Raw genomic sequence first — 20,964 nt, 5'->3', positions numbered from 1 at the left:
TTTAATTTTAAAATAAAAATAAGATTTAATTATTTTTTTACGTTACAATTAAAATAATATTTTTAATTAAAAATGAGAATATAAATAATGAATTCAAAAAATAATATTTTTTTAATTATTTTTTGTTTATTTAGTTTTATTATTTTAAATAATTGGAAAAAAATACATAATTATACAAAAAATAATATAATTAAAAAAATTATTAGTAATAGTGTTTTTTTAGAAAAAAAACCTAAAAATATTATCAAAAACATAAAAAAAGATACTATTTTAGTAAAAACAGATAAATTTTATATATCAATAAATAATAATGGAGGTATTGAACAAGTAAAATTATTAAATTTTTTTGAAAAATTACATAATAAAAAATTTTTTACTTTATTAAGAAAAAAATCTAATTTTGTTTATCAAGTAAATAATGGTATCATAAAAAATGAAAGAAATTATGATGTAGATTTTTATAAAAATAATAAATTTTTTACATATTCAAAATTTTTTATACTCAAAAAAAATCAAACTAAATTAAAAATACCTTTTTTTTTTATAAAAAATAATATTTTATATATTAAAACTTTTATTTTTACAAAAGGCAGCTATTTAATTAAGATTAATCATTCTTTATTTAATCTATGTAATAAACCTATTAGTTTAGGTTTTTTTAGTGAGATAAATAAATCTAGTATTACTCCTCAAAAATATTTAAATAAAAAACACAATAACATGACTATAAAAACATTTGACGGTGTTGCTTTTTCAACAAATAAAATAAATTTTAAAAAATATAAATTTTCTGATATTTTAAAAAAAAAAAATATACATTTGAATGATTATACTAGATGGATAGCTATGTTACAACAGTATTTTACTGCAGTTTGGATTTTACCACATTTTTCTGAGAAAAATACTATTTATATAAATAAAAAAAATACTAATATTATTAGTATTGGATTTAAATCTCCATATTATTTAATTTTACCAGGTCAAAAACATAATTTTAAATCTCAATTATGGATAGGACCTAAAATTCCTAAAATTATGTCTAAAATATCGCCTTTTTTAGATTTAACTATAGATTATGGTATATTAGGATTTTTATCAAAATTATTATTTCAACTATTAAATTTTATTTTTTCTATAGTAAATAATTGGGGATTGTCAATAATTATTATTACTCTAATAATAAGGATATTATTATATCCATTATCAGAAAAACAATATATAACTATTGCAAAAATGAATTTTTTACAACCAGAAATACAAAAAATGAAAGAAAAATATGGTAATAATAAAGAAATTTTTAGTAAAAAAATAATTTCTTTATATAAAGAAAATAACATTAATCCCTTTTCAGGATTTTTTATATTTATTATACAAATGCCTATTTTTTTAGCTTTATATTATATGTTAATTAATTCTATTGAATTAAGACACGCTAAGTTTCTTTTTTGGATACAAGATCTATCATCAGAAGATCCATATTATATACTACCAATTTTCATGAGTTTGACTATGATAGTTATACAATATTTATCTCAAAATAAGTATGAGAATAATAATTCTATTCAAAGTAAATTTATATATATAATACCTTTTGTTTTTAGTTTCTTTTTTCTATGGCTTCCTTCTGGTTTAGTATTATATTATATTATTAATAATATATTTACTATTTTACAACAAAAATGGATTATGTATAAAATGAATAATAAAAATTATAAAAATATATAATTATAATACTTATGGAAAAAAAATATTATACAATAATAGCTAGAGCAACTCCTTTAGGGCAAGGTAGTATAGGTGTCATTAGAATATCTGGTAATAATATTATTGATGTTATCAAACATACATTAAAATTAAAATATATAAAACCAAAATATGCAAATTATCTTCCATTTTATTATAAAAATAAAATTATAGATAAAGGTATTGCATTATGGTTTCCTAAACCAGATTCATTTACTGGAGAAGATATTTTAGAATTACAATGTCATGGTAATATTATATTAATGGACTTATTAATAAATGATATTATTTTAAATATAAATAATATTAGAATAGCTCTTCCTGGAGAATTTTCTAAAAGAGCTTTTTTAAATAAAAAAATAGATTTAACACAAGCAGAAGCAATTTCTGATATTATTTCTGCTAATTCAAAACAAGCTGTTTTTTCTTCAATGAATTTAATGAATGGTAAATTTTCATTATTAATAAAAAATTTACAAAAAATAGTTATTGATATAAGAGTTCAAATAGAATCTTTTTTAGAATTTAACTATGAAGTTAATTTTTCTATTATTTGTAATAATATTATTGTAAAATTACAAAAAATATTAAAATTTTTAAAAGAAATTATAAAATATGTCAAGAATGGTATAAGAATAAAAGAAGGAATTAAAATTATCTTAATTGGTCCTCCTAATTCAGGAAAATCTAGTTTAATGAATTTAATTACTAATAAAAATATTTCTATAGTTACTAATATTCCAGGAACTACTAGAGATATTTTACATGAAAATATTTATTTTAGTTCAGTACCAATAGAAATTATAGATACAGCAGGTATAAGAAAAACTGAAAATGAAATTGAATTGATAGGTATAAAAAAAACTTTACAAACAATAAAATATGCAAATTATATATTTTTAATAGTAGAAGATATAATTACAAAAAGTTCTTTATCACAAATAATAGAAAGTAATTTAAAAAATTTTAGAAAAAAAATTCCTATTGTTATTATTCGTAATAAAATTGATCTTACAAATAATAACCCAGAAATTATTTATAAAAATGATTATGTTATTATAAAATTATCTATAAAAAATAAAACAGGTATATCTATATTAACAAATTTTATAAAAAAAAATATTATATATATTAATAATAATGAAGACCAATTTACAGCAAGAAATAGATATATAGATTCATTAAATTATATTCATAAAATATTAATTAAAGGACAAAAAAATTTTTTAAAAACTTATTCATTAGAACTTATAGCAGAGGATTTACGATTAATACAAGAAAATTTAGATTTAATTACTGGAAAAATTACTTCTAAAAATTTATTAAAAAATATTTTTTCACAATTTTGTGTTGGTAAATAATCTTATGCCAGAATTACCTGAAGTAGAAGTTATTAAAAATATAATTAAACCCTTATTAATGGGTAAAATAATTAGTTATTCTATTGTAAGAATTAAAAAATTAAAATATATTATTTCTAAAAATATTGTTAAAATAAATAATCAAAAAATTTTAAATATTAAAAGAAGAGGTAGGTATATTTTAATAATTTTATTACAAAATACTATTATTATTCATTTAGGTATGACGGGAAAATTATTTATAATAAATAATATAAAAAAAAATATATTAACATATAATAAACATGATCATATTGATTTGATTATTAATCATAATTTAATTTTACGATATACAGATATAAGAAGATTTGGATTTTGGTTATGGGAAAAAAAAAATTATAAAAAAAATATTTTTTTAAAAAAATTAGGTCCTGAACCCTTAGAATATAAATTTAATGATATATATTTATATAATATAAGTAGAAAAAAAAATGTTCCAATTAAAATATTATTAATGAACAATAATATTGTTACAGGTATAGGTAATATATATGCAAATGAATCATTATTTAAATCAAATATAATGCCTACACGTCAATCTAAAACTTTAAATTTTCAAGAAATTACATATTTAGTAAAAAATATCAAATATATTTTAAATAAATCAATTAAACATGGAGGTTCTACTATTATTAATTATAGATTACCTAATAAAAATATTGGTAATTATTCAAAATATTTTTATGTTTATGGCAGAGAAAATAAATTTTGTAAAAAATGTTCTACAATAATTACTAAAATAAAGCAAAGAAATAGAAGTACTTTTTTTTGCTATAAATGTCAAAAATAATTAAAATATAAAATTTAACTTAGTAAAGAATTAATTGTATTAAATATTTTATATTTACCTAAAATAATTTTACTTATAATTACTAAAAGTAAAGTTAATAATATAAGTATAGTAGCCAACACATTAATTTCCGGAGTAATACCTATTTTCGCCATTGAATAAATTTTTAATGGTAAAATTTCATATTCTGGTCCAGACACAAATGTTGATATTGTTATGTCATCCATAGACAAAACAAAACTTATTAACCAACTAGAAATAATTACAGGAAATATTATAGGTAATATAACTTTTTGTAAAATAACAATTTCATTTGCACCTAAATCTTTTGCTGCTTCTATCATACGAATATCAAAATTTTGTAATCTAGAATAGATATTAATAACTACATATGGGAAACAAAATGTAATGTGAGCAAATAATAAAGACCAAAATCCAAGAGGAAAATTTATTATAATAAATAATAATAATAAAGAAATTCCCATTACGATATCTGGAGATATAATTACTATAAATAGTAAAGTATTAATTAACGATTTAATATGTATATTACAGTAATATAAAGATAAAGATGTTAATAAACCCATAATAGTTGTAAATGTAGCTGTAATAATACTAATACATAAAGAATGATATGTAACTTGTAATAAAGAATTATTATGTAAAATTAAATAGTACCATTTAATACTAAATCCTTTCCATATCATTCCAAAATTTGATTTATTAAAAGAATTTATAATTAATAATATAATAGGTATATATAACCATATATAAATTAAAGTTATGAAAATTATTCTACATATATATTTAAACATTATTTAAAATTCCTTTTTGTTTAAAAAATTTATAATTTTAAAATATAATATTAAAAAAATACCAGTTAATAATGTTATAATATTACTTGTTGCTGCTCCTAAAGGCCAATCTCTAATATAGAGAAATTGATTTTTTATTATATTTCCAATTAATAATTGTTTAGCCCCCCCCATTATATCAGAAATATAAAACATTCCCATACTAGATAAAAAAACTAATAAACATCCTGCTATAATTCCTGAAGTCGTTAAAGGAATAATTATGTAAAAAAAAATTTTCCAAGATTGAGCACCTAAGTCTTTTGCTGCTTCTATATATAATTTGTCTAGTTTTTCAAAACTAGAATATATTGGTACTATCATAAAAGGTAATAAAATATATATTAATCCTAAAATAATAGCACTCGGGGTATAAATAATACGAATAGGATTATGAATAATTTTAAAATATAACAAAATATTATTTAACCATCCATGAATTCCTAAAAATATTTTTAAACAATATATTCTAACTAAAGAATTTACCCAAAACGGTAAAAATAAAAAAAATAACATTAAAGATTTTTTGTGATTAGATATTTTTATTAAGCACCATGCGAAAGGATAACCTATTAAAAAACATAAAATAGTTGTAATTAATGAAATTATAAAAGTTTTTACAAAAATTTTAATATATAAATAATTAAATAATGTAGTATAATTATTTAAGGAAAAATGAAATAGAATCGTATCATGATTATTTTTTTGTAAAAAACTCATAATAATTATTATTATATTAGGTAAAAAAATAAATAATAATAACCAACTAATAATTAAAAAAATTATACTTTTTTTAATATTTTCTATTGTTTTTATCATAAGGCAATACAGTCTCCCATGTTTCGACCCAATTGATTAACATTTTTTGATTAAGTGGATGATCAACATAAGGATCATTTTCATTAAAAAATTCACTTACAGTTATAATTTTACCATTTTTTAATTTTAATATAGATTCTAATGTCATACCTTTATAATTTTTTTCTTGTATATAACCTATTAAACCTGTGTTAGTATTAGTATTAGTATTAATTTTTTTTATTTTTAAATCTTCTGGTCTTAATAAGACATGTATTTTTTCTCCTGGTATAACATTAAATGGAACTTTAATAGTACAAATAAAATTTTCTAAATTTACTTTATACTGATTATGATTAATTTTTTCTAAAATAGAAACATTAAATATATTAATGTCTCCTATAAATTTTGCGACAAATAAATTTTTGGGTTCTTCATATATTTCTCTAGGAGTACCATCTTGTTCTATTTTACCATTACGTAATAAAATAATTCTATCTGATATACTTAAAGCTTCTTCTTGATTATGTGTTACTAATATAAAAGTAATACCTAATTTTCTTTGTAATGCTTTTAATTCATTTTGCATTTTTTTACGTAATCTATGGTCTAAAGCTGATAATGACTCATCAAGTAATAATAATTTAGGCTGATTTATTACTGCTCTTGCTATGGCAACTCTTTGTTGTTGTCCACCAGATAATTCGCATGGTTTTCTATTTACAAACTTTTTTAATTGTACTATTTTTAAAATTTTATTTACTTTAGAAATTATTTCTTGATGTGTTTTTTTTTGCATTCTTAATCCAAAAGCAATATTATCAAATACAGACATATGAGGAAATAATGCATAAGTTTGAAAAACAGTATTAATTTGTCTTTTTTCTGCCGGACATTTTGTTATTTCAATATTATTTAAAAAAATATTTCCACTATCAATTTTTTCTAAACCTGCTATTAAACGAATAATAGTAGTTTTACCACAACCTGAAGGTCCTAATAAAGTAACAAATTCTCCATCATTTATATTTAAATTTAAATTAGAAATAATTTTTTTACCATAAAAAGATTTATTAACATTTATAAGATTAATTAATACTTTTTTAACATTATATTTTTTCATTATAATACTCTAAAAATATTATTTTATTTTAAAATAAGAAAGATAATAACTTTTACTAAATAAAATGATTGTAAATTTTTTATTTTATTAAATTAATGGTATTCCTTTTTTAATAATTCCCCCTCCTAAACAAATTTTTTTATGATAAAATACAGCTGATTGTCCTTGTGTAATACTATTAATAGGAGTATTAAAAAAAGCTTTTATTTTATTTTTATTTAAAAAAATAATTTTACAACCCACATCTTTTTGTCTATATCTAGTTTTAATAGTATAATTTTTTCCTTTTATTATAGGAATATTAGTAATCCAATTAATATTATTTATAATTAATCCAATAAAATATAAATTTAAATTTTTTCTATCTTGTACAATAGTTAAAGTATTATTTTTTATATCTTTTTTATAAACATACCATGGTTTATTTTTATAAAATTTTGATCCACCTAATCCAATGTTTTTTCTTTGTCCTATAGTATAATAAATTAAACCTTTATGTTTTCCTATAATTTTACCATTTAAATCTACTAAATTACCCTCTTTAGAGGGTAAATATTTATTAATAAAATTAGAAAAATTTTTTTTACCTATAAAACAAATTCCCATAGAATCTTTCTTATTAGCATTAATAAATTTTAGTTTTTTTGCAAAATATCTAACTTCTTTTTTTTTTAAACCTCCTAATGGAAATAAAATTTTTTTTAATTGTTTTTCTTTTATTGTATATAAAAAATAACTTTGATCTTTATTAGAATCTAAACCTTTTAATAAAAAAAAATGATTTTTAATTTTTTTACAACGTACATAGTGACCTGTACTGATAAAATCAGCTTTTAAATTATTTAAAGCAAAATTCATAAAATATTTAAATTTAATGATTTTATTACATAATATATCTGGATTAGGTGTATTACCTTTTTGATATTCAGATAAAAATTTTTTAAAAACATGATCCCAATATTCAGATGAAAAATTAATTTTATGTAAAGTAATATTTAATTTTTTACATACCATTTCTGCATAATATAAATCTTCTTTACTTTGACAAGTATTATTTATGTCATCTTCTTCCCAATTTTTCATAAATAGTCCTTCTACATGATAATTTTGTTTTTTTAATAACCAAGCAGAAAAAGAAGAATCTATTCCCCCAGAAATAGCGACTATAACTTTTTTTTTAAACATAAATTTCTTATAATAATTCTATATCTCTCAAATATAGAGACATGATAATATTTTTTTAAAAAAAAATATATTTGTTAATAATATTTTTATATTTTTTCTATAACATCTATACCTAATAGGTATAATCCTTTCTTTAAAAATAAAGATGTTAAAAAAACAATTTTTAGTCTACTAATTTTGATTAGATTATTTTCTATATTTAAAATTTTACAATTTTCATAAAAAGAAGAAAATAATACTGTAATTTTATATAACCAATTACATAATAAATGAGGAGTTCCTTTATTAACAATATCAAAAATAATTTCTTCAAAATCTAAAAATAATACAGCAAGATTAAATTCATGATGAGATATAAATTTAATTTTAAAATTTAAAAAATTATTTAAATTAATATTAGCTTTCTTTAATAAAGATATAGTTCTTACATAAGCATATTGAATATATAAAGCTGTATTACCATTTAATGATAACATTTTATCCCAATTAAAAATATAATTATTAATTCTATTTTTAGATAGATCAGCATATTTAATAGCTCCTATTCCAATTTTTTGGGATAATTTAGTTAATATTTTATTTTTAATTGAAGGATTTTTTTTTGTAAGAATATTTTTAGATTTAATAATAGCTTTATCAATTAAATAATTTAATTTTATATTTTTTCCTTCTCGTGTTTTAAAAGGTTTATTATTTTTATTTAAAACCATACCAAACATATGATGTTCTAATTTTAAATTAGAAGGGATATATTTTGCATTATGTACTATTTTAAAAATTTGATTTAGATATTGTTTTTGACGTGAATCTACATAATAAAGAATTCTATCAGCTTTAAAAAAATCATAACGGTATTTAATACATGCAATATCTACTGTAGCATAAAGATATGCTCCATTTTTTTTTTGAATAATTACTGCCATTAATTTCCCTTTTTTATTTTGCACTCCTTTTATAGGAATCATAATTGTTCCATTATGATTAATGGCAATTCCCTTATTTTTTAAATCTTTAATTATATCAGGAATCATATCTTGATATGTACTTTCACCCATAGTATCTTTTGAAGTAAGTTTAACATTTAATTTTTCATATAATTTATAATTATAGTTCATCGTAATATTTACTATTTTTTTCCATATTTTTAAACAAGATTTATCTTTTTGTTGTAATTTTACTACATAATATTTAGCTAATTTAGCAAAATTAGTATCTGTACTATATTTTAATTGCGCTTGTTTATATAATTTTTCTATATTAGACAATAAAAAATCTATTTTTTTTTTTTTAAATTTTAAAAAAGCAATTAATATACCAAATTGAGTACCCCAATCTCCAATATGATTGGATTTAATGACATTATGTCCAACAAAAGATAAAATACGTACCATTGAATCTCCTATAATTGTAGATCTTAAATGTCCTACATGCATTTCTTTTGCTATATTTGGACTAGAATAATCAACAACTATATTTTTAGGTATACAAATTTTTGTTAATCCTAATGTTTTTGAATTTATTAATAAATTAATTTGCTTAGATATCCATTTTTTTTCAAGAAAAAAATTAATATATCCTTTTAGTATCGTAATTTTATATATAAAATTATACAATTTCATATATTTTACTACTTTTTTAGCAAGACTATTAGGATCAATTTTTAATTGTATAGCTGCAGAAATAATACCATTAATTTGATAATCTCCAAATTTTTTTTTTTTGCATGAACGTAAAACAACATTATATTTAGATGGAATACCTGCTTTAATCATAGACTTATGAATTTGATTTGAAAGAAATTTTTTTATATTCATGTATTTCCTTTTTAATATAAATAATTTATTAATATAAAATAAATAATATTTTTAAAAATTTCCATATATAAAAAATCAATAATGTTATATATATTTATATATATTTAAAAATAAATTTTTATAAAATTAAAAATTACTTATTTTTTACATGTAAATTTTCTTAAAAATATTATATATATAAATAATAAATTTTATTTTTTATAAATTTAAAAAATATTTAACATAAAATAAATATATATAATAATATATTATTAAATTTTTTAAAAAATAGTATTTTTCATATGAAAAATAAATTAATTATTAAATATATATAAAATTTTTTTATATATATTTTATAATTAAAAAATATAAATTAAAATTTTATTAATTACATAATAAAATTTTTTTAATAAAGTAAAGGTTATTATAAATGAAAAAAAAATTTTTTTGTGGAGAAATTAATAAAAAATTTCTTAATAAAGAAATAACTCTATATGGATGGATTGAAAGTTATAGAAATTTAGGAAAATTAATTTTTATTAATCTAAAAGATAGAGAAGGTATCATTCAAGCAGTTTTTAAACCTCAATATAGAGCAGCTTATAAAATAGCAAATACATTACGTAATAATTTTTGTATTAAAATTATAGGAAAAATAGTAGAAAGAACAGAAAAAAATAAAAATGTAAAATTATTTACAGGAGATATTGAAATAATTGTATTTAATATTATTATTTTAAATAAATCTAAATCTCTCCCTATTGATATTAATATTAATAATACGGAACAAATTAGATTTAAATATAGATATTTAGATTTAAGACAATTTAAAATGATTAAAAATTTAAAATTACGATCAAATATTACACATTATATCAGAAATTTTTTGGAAAAAAATAAGTTTTTAAATATTGAAACTCCTATATTGACAAATTCTACATTAGAAGGTTCAAGAGATTATTTAGTACCTAGTCGTTTAAATAAACATCATTTTTATGCTTTACCTCAATCTCCTCAAATTTTCAAACAATTATTAATGATTTCAGGATTAGATCGTTATTATCAAATAGCTAGATGTTTTCGTGATGAAGATTTACGTTCAGATCGTCAACCAGAATTTACACAAATTGATATAGAAATGTCCTTTACAAAATCAGATATATTTAGAACTTTTATAGAAAAAATGATATTTTATATATGTAATAAAATAAATAATGTTTATCTAAACAAATTTAAAATTTTTACTTTTCAAGAATCAATGAAAATTTTTGGTACAGATAAACCTGATTTAAGAAATAATCTAAAACTTATAGATATAAGTAGTTTTTTTTTTCGTAAAAATAAAAATATTAATAGAATTATTTCTATTAATATTAAAAATAAATATTTATATAATATAAAATTACAAAATTTTAAACATTATATATCATTAATTAAAAATTATGGTACTAGTGATTTAAATATTTTTCAAGTATATCAAAATAAATTAATTAATCTATTTAATAAAAAAAATAAATATTTTTCTAATTTAAATTCTTATATAACAAAAGATATTATTATTAAAAATAATTCTTCTGATCATGATATTATTTTTATAGGAACAGAATATAAATATGATAATATGTCTTCTATGGGATATTTAAGAGAAAAATTATGTAAAGATTTAAAAATTATTTATGATAAAACATATCATCCTGTATGGATAATTAATTATCCATTATTTAAAAAAGATAAAGAAGATAATTTAGTTTCTGTGAATCACCCGTTTACATCTCCAAAAAATTATCTTATAGAAGAATTATATAATTTTTTAGATAATAATCCTCAAAAAATAATTTCTGACTCATATGATTTAGTTATTAATGGATATGAAATAGGTAGTGGTTCTAAAAGAATAGATAATTATAAAATACAAAAAAAAATATTTAAAATTTTAAAAATAAGTAAAATAAATCAACAAAAAAATTTTGGCTTTTTTTTAAAGGCTTTACAATTTGGTACTCCTCCTCATATAGGAATAGCTTTAGGATTAGATAGATTAGTAATGTTATTAGCTAATACTAATAATATTCGTGATGTTATAGCATTTCCAAAAACAACATCTGCTAATTGTTTATTAACTAATGCTCCAAATTACATAGAAATTAATCTACTTAAAGATTATGGATTATCATATATTTTTTAATATATAAAGGAATATCTAATGTCTGGACATAGCAAATGGTCTAATACACGTTATCGTAAAAAATCTCAAGATAGTAAAAAAGATAAAATATTTTCTAAAATTATTAAAGAATTAAATTCAGCTGTTAAAATAGGTAAAGGGACAAATCCACAGTATAATTCTAAGTTAAAATTAATTATAGAAAAAGCATTATTTCATAATATGAGTCGTACTATAATCAATAAAATTTTACAAAAAAAAAATACTAATAAAAATTATGAAAAAAATACATTAAAAGAAATTTATTATGAAGGATACGGTCCTGAAAACATTGCATTATTAATACAATGTTTAACAAATAATAATAATAGAACTATATCTTTTATACGTAAAATTTTAAATGAAATTGGAGGTAATTTAAAACAAAAAGGTGCTGTAGATTATTTATTTAATAAAGAAATATTTATTACATATTCATGTCAAAATAATATAGATGATATTCTAAATTTAGCTGAAAAGTTAAAAGCAAATGATATTATTATTAATAATAATAATATTAAAATTATTTTTACAAAAGAAAAATATAAATTTTTAACTAAAGAGATAAAAAAATTCAAAATTAAACCAATTAAAAATGAATTAATTATAAAACCTTTTATAGAAAAAAAAATTAATAATATTACAAAAAATAAATTACTTTATTTATTATCTATATATAAAGATAATAAAGATATTAAAAATATTTATCACAATGCTAAGATATAAGAAATTATTGATAATTTTGTAAATAAAAAAATAATTAAATTATATCATAATATAATATATCTTAAAATAAGATATTACATACATTATATGTATTAGACATTTTTTAATAATTATTTTTTATTATTAAAAAATGTTCTATATAAAAAAATTTATTTGTATATTTCTAATATAGGATCTATACCAGCAATAACATTACCTTTATATTTTTTAATTTTTTTTATTTTATCAATATTAGAAATTACTATTGGAGTATATATAGATTTAGCTGATTTTTTTAAAAAATCTAAATCTAATTTAATAATTATTTCGCCTTTTTTAACTACATTAGTTTTTTCTAAATCAAATATTCTTGTAAATCCTTTTCCTTTAAAATTAATTGTATCAATTCCAAAATGAATAAATAATTCAATATTATTATAAGTTTTAATTGAAAAAGCATGATTAGTATCAAAAATTTTACCTATAATTCCATCAACAGGAGATAAAATTATATTTCCTACTGGATTAATGGCAATACCATCTCCTACTATTTTATCTGAAAAAACAACATCAGGAACTTTTTCTATTTCAATAATTTTACCTGAAATAGGAGCAAAAATTTTAGTAATTTCAATTTTTTTAGATTTTTTATGAAAAAAATTAGAAAAAATGTTCATTTTATATCCTTTTTAAAAAATATTTTTATTAAATTCTAATAATAATTTTTGAATATCTTTAATTGTAGGTTGTAATAAAATATTATTAGCTAATTCCTTAGCTTTAATATATTCTATATTACGGATAATATTTTTAATTTTTGGAATAGAAATAGCATTCATACTTAATTCATTTAAACCCATCCCTAATAATACAGGAATAAAAAATTCATCACTTGCTAATTCACCACACATTCCTGTCCATTTTCCTTCTGAATGAGAAGCATCTATAACTTTTTTAATAAGACATAAAACAGCTGGATGAATAGGATTATATAAATGTGAAATTAAATCATTTCCTCTATCTACAGCTAAGGTATACTGTGTTAGATCATTTGTACCTATACTAAAAAAATCAATTTCTTTTATTAAGAAATGAGCTATCACAGCTGATGCTGGAGTCTCTATCATTATACCAATAGAAATATTTTTATTATATTCATATTTTTGTTTTTGTAATTGTTTTTTTAAAAATTTTAATTCTTCTTTTAAAAAAAGAACTTCATCAATAGAAATAATCATAGGAAACATTATACACAACTTACCAAAAGAAGAAGCTCTTAAAATTGCCCTTAATTGTGTATGTAAAATATCCTTTCTATCAATACTAATTCTGATAGCTCTATATCCTAAAAATGGATTATCTTCTTTAGGTAAATTCATATATGATATTTTTTTATCTCCACCTATATCCATTGTTCTAATAATAACAGTTTTATTATACATATTTTTTGCAATTTTTTTATAAACAAAAAATTGTTCTTCTTCTGAAGGAAGAAAATCACGATTCATAAATAAAAATTCTGTTCTATATAATCCAATACCATCAGCACCATTATTTTGAATATTTTTAAGTTCTTTTAATGAACCTATATTACCACAAATTTTTATTTGATAATTATCTTTAGTTTTTGCAGGTAAATTACTAATTTTTTTTAATTTTTCTTTTTCTATCATATATATATTAAATAATCTTTTTTTTTCTTGGATAATTTCTTCAGAAGGATTAATAAAAATATTATTATTAATACTATCTAAAATAATGTAATCATTTGTTTGAACTTTTTTAGTAATATTACCAGTACCAACAATTGCTGGTATTCCTAATGAACGTGCCATTATAGCTGTATGAGAAGTCTTACTTCCTAAATCAGTAATAAATCCTAAAATTTTATTTAAATTTAATTGTGCTGTTTCTGATGGAGTAAGATCTTTAGCAATTAAAATTACTTTTTCATTAATATTATTTAAATTTATAATATTTAAATTTAAAATATTTTTTATTAAACGATTGCCTATATCTTTAATATCACTAGCTCTTTCTTTTAAATATTGATCATGTAAATTTTGTAATATTTTAATTTGAGATTTTATCACAGAATCTACGGCATAATCTGCAGATATTAAGTTTTCTTTTATTAAAGAAATAATTTCTTTTGTCATTTCTTCATCTTGAAGTAATAGAATATATCCATCAAGAATTAATTTTTTTTCAGCATTATTATTTTGTATTAATTTTTTTTTTATATCTTCTAATTGTTTTATAGATTTTTTTTGACCATTTAAAAATTTATTAATTTCTATATCTATTTGATTATCAGTAATTTTTTTACGATTAATAATAATATTATCTATTTTTAATAGAAATGCTTTACCAAATGAAATACCAGGAGAAGCTAAAATTCCTGAAATCATATTTTGTACCTCTAAAATACTAAAATTATATATTAAGTATTATTCAAATAATAAAAATTTTTTATAAAATTACTAAAATATTTAAAAATAAATTTTTTTAAATAATTTATTTATAAGTGTTGAATAATTTTAGATAAATGTTCAAGAGCTTTTTTTTCATCTATTCCAGAAGTTTTTAAAATAATTTTAGTTCCTTTAATTAATCCTAAAGTCTGTATTTTAAATAAACTTTTAGCATTTACTGTTTTTTCGTTAGATGTAATAGTAATATCAGAAACAAAATTTTTAGCTTCTTTTACTAATAGTGCCGCAGGACGAGTATGTAAACCATGAGTATTATTAATAATAATTTCTTTTTGTAACATTATTTTTCCCTAAATTTTAATATTTTAAATAAATTTATAAAATTCTAATAATAAAATTTATTTTATTTATAATAAATTATATTAAATTATAATTATAAATTATATAAATAATTATGATATATTTTAAATATTTTATTTAATAAATAACATAGATCAATTATCTTGGCTAGTAAATTAATTAATTAACATTTATATTTAAAATATATTAATTTTTATAAAAAATAAAAATTTCATTATATAAAAAAATATATAATTTTAAAAAATTTTTATAAAATATTTTAGGATTTATAAAATGAAAAAAAAAATTTTTGATGAAAAATTTAATAAAAATAATATTTCTATTAAAACTATTTTATATTTAATAAAAAAATATAAAACACCATTTTGGTTATATTGTGCAGAAAATATTAAAAATAAAATTTTACAATTAAAAAAATTTGATATAATTAGATTTGCACAAAAATCTTGTTCTAATATAAATATTTTAAAATTAATGAGATATGAAGGTGTAAAAGTAGATGCTATTTCATTAGGAGAAATTAAAAGAGCTTTAGTTGCTGGATATAATCCAAAAAATAATAATGATATTATTTTTACTTCAGATGTATTTGAAGAATGTACACTAAAAAGTGTGATTTCTTTAAATATTACAGTGAATATTGGATCAATAGATATGTTACACCAATTAGGTCAAATATCTAAAGGTCATAATATATGGTTAAGAATTAATCCTGGTTTTGGTCATGGTCATAATAAAAAAACAAATACAGGAGGAAAAAATAGTAAGCATGGTATCTGGTATAAAGATTTACAAAAAGCTATTTCTTTAATCAAAAAATATGATTTAAATTTAATAGGAATACATATGCATATAGGTTCAGGGGTAGATTATATACATTTACAAAAAGTATGTAATTCTATGTTATATAACATATTACAACCATATATGCCAAAAATTAATGTTATATCTGCAGGTGGGGGATTATCAATTCCTTATAAAAGGACTGATAATATTATTGATACAAATCATTATTTTAATTTATGGAATAAAACTAGGAATAGTATTAATAATTTTTTTAAAAAAAATATAAAAATGGAAATTGAACCAGGTAGATTTTTAGTTGCTGAATCAGGTATATTAATTTGTCAAGTATGTGCAATAAAAATAGTTAAAAATAATAGATTTGTTTTAGTTAATATAGGTTTTAATGATTTAATGAGACCAGTATTATATGGTAGTTATCATTATATATCTGCAATTTCTTTTTATGGAAGAGACATGTCTAATGATATTAAAATTAAAACTATTGTTGCTGGTCCTTTATGTGAAGCAGGAGATATATTTACACAATTAGAAAATGGAAAAATTCACTTTTGTATGTTACCAAAAGTTTGTATTAATGATTATTTAATTTTTCATGATACTGGAGCTTATGGTGCATCTATGTCTTCTAATTACAATAGTAGACCCTTAATTCCTGAAATCTTAATTGAAAATAATATTCCTATATTAATAAGAAGAAGACAAAAAATAGAAGAATTAATTAATTTAGAACTATGTTAGTATTAGTTAGAATTAAATAATTTATTTAAAAATTTTTTTTTAATATAAAAAGCTTTAGGAGAAACATATAAAAATTTACCATTTTTATTTATTGTTTTGGTTGACTGTTTTTTTTTACTCTTATCTTTAATCAATAAAACATGACCACTATAATAATTGAGTTTTTCAATTCTTCCTAAAATTAATAATTGTATTAAATTATTCAAATCATTATTTATTTTTATTTTATCTTTTGTAGAAGGTATCCAAAAAACTGGATTTCCTATATATCTTTGTAATAAAGGAGTTTTTATATTTGGAACTATAATAGGTATCCATAAAATTTTAGATATTTTATTATTTAATTTTTTTTTATAAAAAAATAATTTTTTTTTTATTAATAAAGGAAAAGAACATATAAAACAATCATTTAAAATTTTATTTTTTAAATTCATAGTTAATGTTTTAATTTCTATTCCTAAATATGGAATATCTTGATTTAATTTATTTTCTGGTTTTTTACCTATTAAATAATATTCAATTATTTTTCCTATTATTCCTTTATCTTTTATAGAATTATTATTTATTGGATAATTTAACCATTTTATAATATTAATTATTTGGTAACCAGATATTGATTGTGCTCTTAATAATAAAAGATTATCATTTGAAACAATCGTAGAAAAAATATTTTTCATATAAAATTAATATTATTATTTATTTTAAAAAAAATATTCTTAAATAAAATTTGATAACTTTATTTTTAATAATTATAAATTTTTTTATTAAAAAAATATTTTTGATAATAAATAAAAAAATTATTGTTATAATTTTATTATATATTAAAATGATTAATTATTAATACTAAATTATGATCAAATATATTTTTTTAATAACATAAATATGTTTACAATTTATTATTCTAATAATATTGATATTTTATTAAATTTAATAAAAATTCAAATTAGTAAATATCCCTTAAAAGGGGTACTAGAACCGGAAATTATATTATATGAAAATTCTCAATTTTTTTATGAATTAATAAAGGTTAAATTTTCAAATATATTAGGAATATATGGTAATATAAATTTTACTCATTTTGATCAATTTATTTGGAAAATTTTTAAATTAATAATTCCTGATATAAATCAAGATGATTTTTTATATAAAAATAATATTATTTGGTTAATTTGTTTATTAATTCCAAAATTAATTTATACATCAGAATTTAATGATTTTAGAAAAAAATTTAAATTTAAAATTAAGGATATAAAATATTTATTTATATTATCAAAAAAAATATCTAATTTATATTATAAATATCAAAAACATAGACCAGAATTATTATTACTTTGGGAAAAAAATAAAATTGATCCTTTATTAAAAAATAAACATCAAATTTGGGAATCAAAATTATGGAAAACATTATTAGTTTATTATAAAAATAATTTAAATAAAAAATTATGGAATTATGGTAAATTATATAATTTTTATCAAAAATACAAAAAATATAAGAAATTTAAATATTACAATCTTCCTCAAAGGATATTTATCCTAAACATAGAATACATTCCTTTAATATATTTAAAATTATTAAAAATAATATCTAAATATATAGAAATACATATTTTATTATTAAATCCTTCTAAATATTATTGGAATAATTTTATTTATAATCAGAATGATAAAAATATAAATTTCAATAAATTATTATTTTCATGGGGGAACTATACTTTAAATAATATTAATAAATTAGTAAATTTATCTTCTAGATATATTCAAACTTATATAGAATATAAAAATAAAAATTTATTAAATTATATTAAAAATGATATTTTATATGTAAAAGAAAGTAATATAGATTTTAGAAAAAAAAATATTAATTATATAGATAAATCAATACAAATAAATATTTGTGAAGATTATTATACAGAAATTATATTATTATATAATAATATATTATATACTTTAAAAAAAAATCAAAATTATTTTTTACATGATATAATTGTTATTTCTCCTAAATTAGAAATTTATGTTCCATTTATTTATTCTGTATTTACTAATATTAGTCTCCCGATAAATATATGTTCTAACTTAAATAAAATAAAAAATTTAGATCATATAAATAAATTTTTCTTTTTATTAAATTTACCTTATAAAGATTTAACTCCTAATGAAATTTTTTTTTTATTAGATGATGAATTTATATCTCAAAAATTTTCTTTAAACAAAGAAGATATAAAATATTTACGTTTTTGGATAAAAGATATAGGTATTAAGTATAATATTAATATTCAAAATTTTTCTCAAATTAAATTACCACAAGATCAATATAGTTGGAAATTAGGTTTATATCGTATATTATTAGGATTTGTTTTAAATAAAAATTTTGGTCAATGGAAAAATATTTTTCCTTATAATACATCAATAAATTTATCTAAAGGATTATTAGGAAAATTTATTTATTTTTTACTAAAATTAGAAAAATGGAAAAAAATATTTAATCAAAAATTTACTATAATACAATGGAAAAAAAAATTAAATAAATTTTTTTTTGATTTTTTTCCCCAGTCTAATTTACTATCTAATAGTATATATTTTATTTTAAAAAAAATTTTATTATTTCTTGATAAAGGTATAGAATTTAAATATGAAAAAAAAATTTCTATTAATATAATAATAGAAAAAGTTAATTTCTTTATAAAAGAGAAATATAAAGATTTTTTTTTTTGTATAAACAAAATAAATTTTTGTCCTTTTCATAAATTTCAAAATATAGGTTTTAAACAAGTTTTTATGATAGGTATGAATAACGAATTTTTACCAAAAAAAAAAAATTCTATAATTTTTGATTTAACTAATATTTCTTTATATGAAAATGAAAAAAAATTTTTAGATAAAGAAAAAAACATACTATTAAAATTAATAATTTCTACTGAAAAAAAATTATTTATTAGTTGTACAGATAATAATTTAAATAATAATATAAATAATTTATCTATATTAATTCAAGAATTATTTTTATATATGTTAAAAAATTATAATTTAAAAAATAATTATATTAAATATTTTTATAGAAATTATTATAGTAATTTTTTTAAAAAAAAACAGAATATATCATGTTTAAAGAATTTTAATAAATTAGAATTAATAAATATAAATAAATTATCAATTAAAAATTTAATTAGTTTTTGGAAACATCCAGTTAAAGGTTTTTTTAATCAAAGATTTTCAATTTATTTGAAAAATATAAATAATATAAATTTATATAATACAGAATCATTTACCATTAATCCATTACAAGAATTTTTAATTACAAAAAAAATATTAAAAACTTTTATAGTTAATAAAAATATTAATGATTTATATATTTATTATTTAAATAATGGAATTTTACCTTATGGATATTATGGAAAAATATGGTGGGAGGAAAAAACTAATCAAATTATTCAATTAATTAATAGTCAATTGAAAAAACATCAATATATAAAAAAAATTAATAAAATTAATTTAAATATTTCAAATATTCAATTATTTGGTAATATTCACTATTTTATTTATAAAAATAATTATATTATTTTAGAACCTAAAGTAATAGATATTAAATCTATCATGAATTTATGGATAAATCATTTAATTTTATGTATAAATAATGATAAAAAATTTTCTCTTTATATTTATGGTATAAAAAACACAAAATTTAGTTTTCAGTTTTTAGAAAAAAAAAAAGCTTATTTTTTATTAACAAAATATATTAATGGTTATATAAAAGGAATGAATTGTCCTATTTTATTACCAATGAAAAGTTCTTGGACATGGATTAAAAATTGTTATGATAAAAATAATCAATGTATTAATTTTAATTTAGATATTCAAAAAAAATCAAAAAAAAAATTCTTTTATTATTGGAAAAATAATAATATTATTAACGAATGTGATGATCCATATTTTCAAAAATTAAATTTTTATTTAAATGACAAAATTTGGTTAGATACAAAAAAATTAATAAAAATATGGATGATCGATTTACTCTATTATAGTAATTAATTTA

General features: G+C 17.6%; 16 protein-coding genes. 7 read left to right on the top strand and 9 right to left on the bottom strand.

What is annotated here, in order from left to right:
• Positions 1 to 87: 87 nt before the first annotated feature.
• From yidC to mutM, 3 genes are read left to right on the top strand one after another with little or no spacing between them, the layout of a single operon-like run.
• Positions 88 to 1,725, top strand: coding sequence for a membrane protein insertase YidC (gene yidC, locus GJT93_RS02125; protein WP_168821955.1), 1,638 nt, complete (start codon positions 88 to 90; stop codon positions 1,723 to 1,725).
• 11 nt (positions 1,726 to 1,736) lie between these two features.
• A complete protein-coding gene (mnmE, locus tag GJT93_RS02120; protein WP_168821954.1) occupies positions 1,737 to 3,104 on the top strand; it encodes a tRNA uridine-5-carboxymethylaminomethyl(34) synthesis GTPase MnmE in 1,368 nt (455 codons plus the stop codon).
• Positions 3,105 to 3,108: 4 nt separating this feature from the next.
• Positions 3,109 to 3,933: a bifunctional DNA-formamidopyrimidine glycosylase/DNA-(apurinic or apyrimidinic site) lyase gene (gene mutM, locus GJT93_RS02115; RefSeq protein WP_168821953.1), complete on the top strand. Its 825-nt coding sequence runs from the start codon at positions 3,109 to 3,111 to the stop codon at positions 3,931 to 3,933.
• Between the two features lie 14 nt (positions 3,934 to 3,947).
• Here the strand turns inward: mutM and potC are convergent, their stop codons facing one another.
• The 5 genes from potC to argS form a co-directional block, all read right to left on the bottom strand.
• A complete protein-coding gene (gene potC, locus GJT93_RS02110) occupies positions 3,948 to 4,748 on the bottom strand; it encodes a spermidine/putrescine ABC transporter permease PotC (RefSeq protein ID WP_168821952.1) in 801 nt (266 codons plus the stop codon).
• A 3-nt stretch (positions 4,749 to 4,751) separates the two neighbouring features.
• Positions 4,752 to 5,603 carry a spermidine/putrescine ABC transporter permease PotB gene (gene potB, locus GJT93_RS02105; RefSeq protein WP_425483320.1) on the bottom strand — a complete coding sequence of 284 codons (852 nt, stop codon included), beginning with the start codon at positions 5,601 to 5,603 and terminating at the stop codon, positions 4,752 to 4,754.
• On the bottom strand, positions 5,581 to 6,708 hold the full coding sequence (gene potA / locus GJT93_RS02100; RefSeq protein ID WP_168821950.1) for a spermidine/putrescine ABC transporter ATP-binding protein PotA: 1,128 nt from the start codon (positions 6,706 to 6,708) through the stop codon (positions 5,581 to 5,583). Before potA ends, potB begins: the two co-directional genes overlap by 23 nt.
• Positions 6,709 to 6,795: 87 nt before the next feature.
• Entirely contained in the window at positions 6,796 to 7,893 is a 1,098-nt protein-coding gene (gene mnmA, locus GJT93_RS02095) for a tRNA 2-thiouridine(34) synthase MnmA (RefSeq protein WP_168821949.1), read from the bottom strand.
• A gap of 86 nt (positions 7,894 to 7,979) precedes the next feature.
• Positions 7,980 to 9,707, bottom strand: coding sequence for an arginine--tRNA ligase (gene argS / locus GJT93_RS02090; protein ID WP_168821948.1), 1,728 nt, complete (start codon positions 9,705 to 9,707; stop codon positions 7,980 to 7,982).
• 409 nt (positions 9,708 to 10,116) lie between these two features.
• Between argS and aspS the strand changes: the two genes are divergently transcribed.
• Both aspS and GJT93_RS02080 read left to right on the top strand, forming a co-directional pair.
• Positions 10,117 to 11,871, top strand: coding sequence for an aspartate--tRNA ligase (aspS, locus tag GJT93_RS02085; protein ID WP_168821947.1), 1,755 nt, complete (start codon positions 10,117 to 10,119; stop codon positions 11,869 to 11,871).
• An 18-nt stretch (positions 11,872 to 11,889) separates the two neighbouring features.
• Complete coding sequence (locus GJT93_RS02080) at positions 11,890 to 12,615, top strand: YebC/PmpR family DNA-binding transcriptional regulator (RefSeq protein ID WP_168821946.1); 726 nt, start codon at positions 11,890 to 11,892, stop codon at positions 12,613 to 12,615.
• 149 nt (positions 12,616 to 12,764) lie between these two features.
• Here the strand turns inward: GJT93_RS02080 and crr are convergent, their stop codons facing one another.
• The 3 genes from crr to GJT93_RS02065 form a co-directional block, all read right to left on the bottom strand.
• Entirely contained in the window at positions 12,765 to 13,271 is a 507-nt protein-coding gene (gene crr, locus GJT93_RS02075; RefSeq protein ID WP_168821945.1) for a PTS glucose transporter subunit IIA, read from the bottom strand.
• A 12-nt stretch (positions 13,272 to 13,283) separates the two neighbouring features.
• Positions 13,284 to 15,005, bottom strand: coding sequence for a phosphoenolpyruvate-protein phosphotransferase PtsI (ptsI, locus tag GJT93_RS02070; RefSeq protein WP_168821944.1), 1,722 nt, complete (start codon positions 15,003 to 15,005; stop codon positions 13,284 to 13,286).
• A 110-nt stretch (positions 15,006 to 15,115) separates the two neighbouring features.
• A complete protein-coding gene (locus GJT93_RS02065) occupies positions 15,116 to 15,370 on the bottom strand; it encodes an HPr family phosphocarrier protein (protein ID WP_168821943.1) in 255 nt (84 codons plus the stop codon).
• 292 nt (positions 15,371 to 15,662) lie between these two features.
• Here GJT93_RS02065 and lysA point away from each other — a divergent pair, with 292 nt between their 5' ends.
• Positions 15,663 to 16,934, top strand: a complete 1,272-nt coding sequence (gene lysA, locus GJT93_RS02060; RefSeq protein WP_168821942.1) for a diaminopimelate decarboxylase — start codon at positions 15,663 to 15,665, stop codon at positions 16,932 to 16,934.
• A gap of 2 nt (positions 16,935 to 16,936) precedes the next feature.
• Here lysA and GJT93_RS02055 read toward each other — a convergent pair whose 3' ends face one another.
• Positions 16,937 to 17,611: a MutH/Sau3AI family endonuclease gene (locus GJT93_RS02055; protein WP_168821941.1), complete on the bottom strand. Its 675-nt coding sequence runs from the start codon at positions 17,609 to 17,611 to the stop codon at positions 16,937 to 16,939.
• A 205-nt stretch (positions 17,612 to 17,816) separates the two neighbouring features.
• Between GJT93_RS02055 and GJT93_RS02050 the strand changes: the two genes are divergently transcribed.
• Positions 17,817 to 20,960, top strand: coding sequence for an exodeoxyribonuclease V subunit gamma (locus GJT93_RS02050; RefSeq protein WP_168821940.1), 3,144 nt, complete (start codon positions 17,817 to 17,819; stop codon positions 20,958 to 20,960).
• Positions 20,961 to 20,964: the final 4 nt, after the last annotated feature.

This window comes from Enterobacteriaceae endosymbiont of Donacia provostii, assembly GCF_012570145.1.
Taxonomy (GTDB): Bacteria; Pseudomonadota; Gammaproteobacteria; order Enterobacterales; family Enterobacteriaceae.
The sequence above is the reverse complement of the archived record's forward strand: the minus strand, read 5'-3'. Positions and strand labels throughout refer to the sequence as shown.

Coding starts and splice junctions, on each gene's coding strand:
- yidC (WP_168821955.1), top strand. CDS start 88: ATGAATTCAAAAAATAATATTTTTTTAATTATTTTTTGTTTATTTAGT.
- mnmE (WP_168821954.1), top strand. CDS start 1,737: ATGGAAAAAAAATATTATACAATAATAGCTAGAGCAACTCCTTTAGGG.
- mutM (WP_168821953.1), top strand. CDS start 3,109: ATGCCAGAATTACCTGAAGTAGAAGTTATTAAAAATATAATTAAACCC.
- potC (WP_168821952.1), bottom strand. CDS start 4,748: ATGTTTAAATATATATGTAGAATAATTTTCATAACTTTAATTTATATA.
- potA (WP_168821950.1), bottom strand. CDS start 6,708: ATGAAAAAATATAATGTTAAAAAAGTATTAATTAATCTTATAAATGTT.
- mnmA (WP_168821949.1), bottom strand. CDS start 7,893: ATGTTTAAAAAAAAAGTTATAGTCGCTATTTCTGGGGGAATAGATTCT.
- argS (WP_168821948.1), bottom strand. CDS start 9,707: ATGAATATAAAAAAATTTCTTTCAAATCAAATTCATAAGTCTATGATT.
- aspS (WP_168821947.1), top strand. CDS start 10,117: ATGAAAAAAAAATTTTTTTGTGGAGAAATTAATAAAAAATTTCTTAAT.
- GJT93_RS02080 (WP_168821946.1), top strand. CDS start 11,890: ATGTCTGGACATAGCAAATGGTCTAATACACGTTATCGTAAAAAATCT.
- crr (WP_168821945.1), bottom strand. CDS start 13,271: ATGAACATTTTTTCTAATTTTTTTCATAAAAAATCTAAAAAAATTGAA.
- ptsI (WP_168821944.1), bottom strand. CDS start 15,005: ATGATTTCAGGAATTTTAGCTTCTCCTGGTATTTCATTTGGTAAAGCA.
- GJT93_RS02065 (WP_168821943.1), bottom strand. CDS start 15,370: ATGTTACAAAAAGAAATTATTATTAATAATACTCATGGTTTACATACT.
- lysA (WP_168821942.1), top strand. CDS start 15,663: ATGAAAAAAAAAATTTTTGATGAAAAATTTAATAAAAATAATATTTCT.
- GJT93_RS02055 (WP_168821941.1), bottom strand. CDS start 17,611: ATGAAAAATATTTTTTCTACGATTGTTTCAAATGATAATCTTTTATTA.
- GJT93_RS02050 (WP_168821940.1), top strand. CDS start 17,817: ATGTTTACAATTTATTATTCTAATAATATTGATATTTTATTAAATTTA.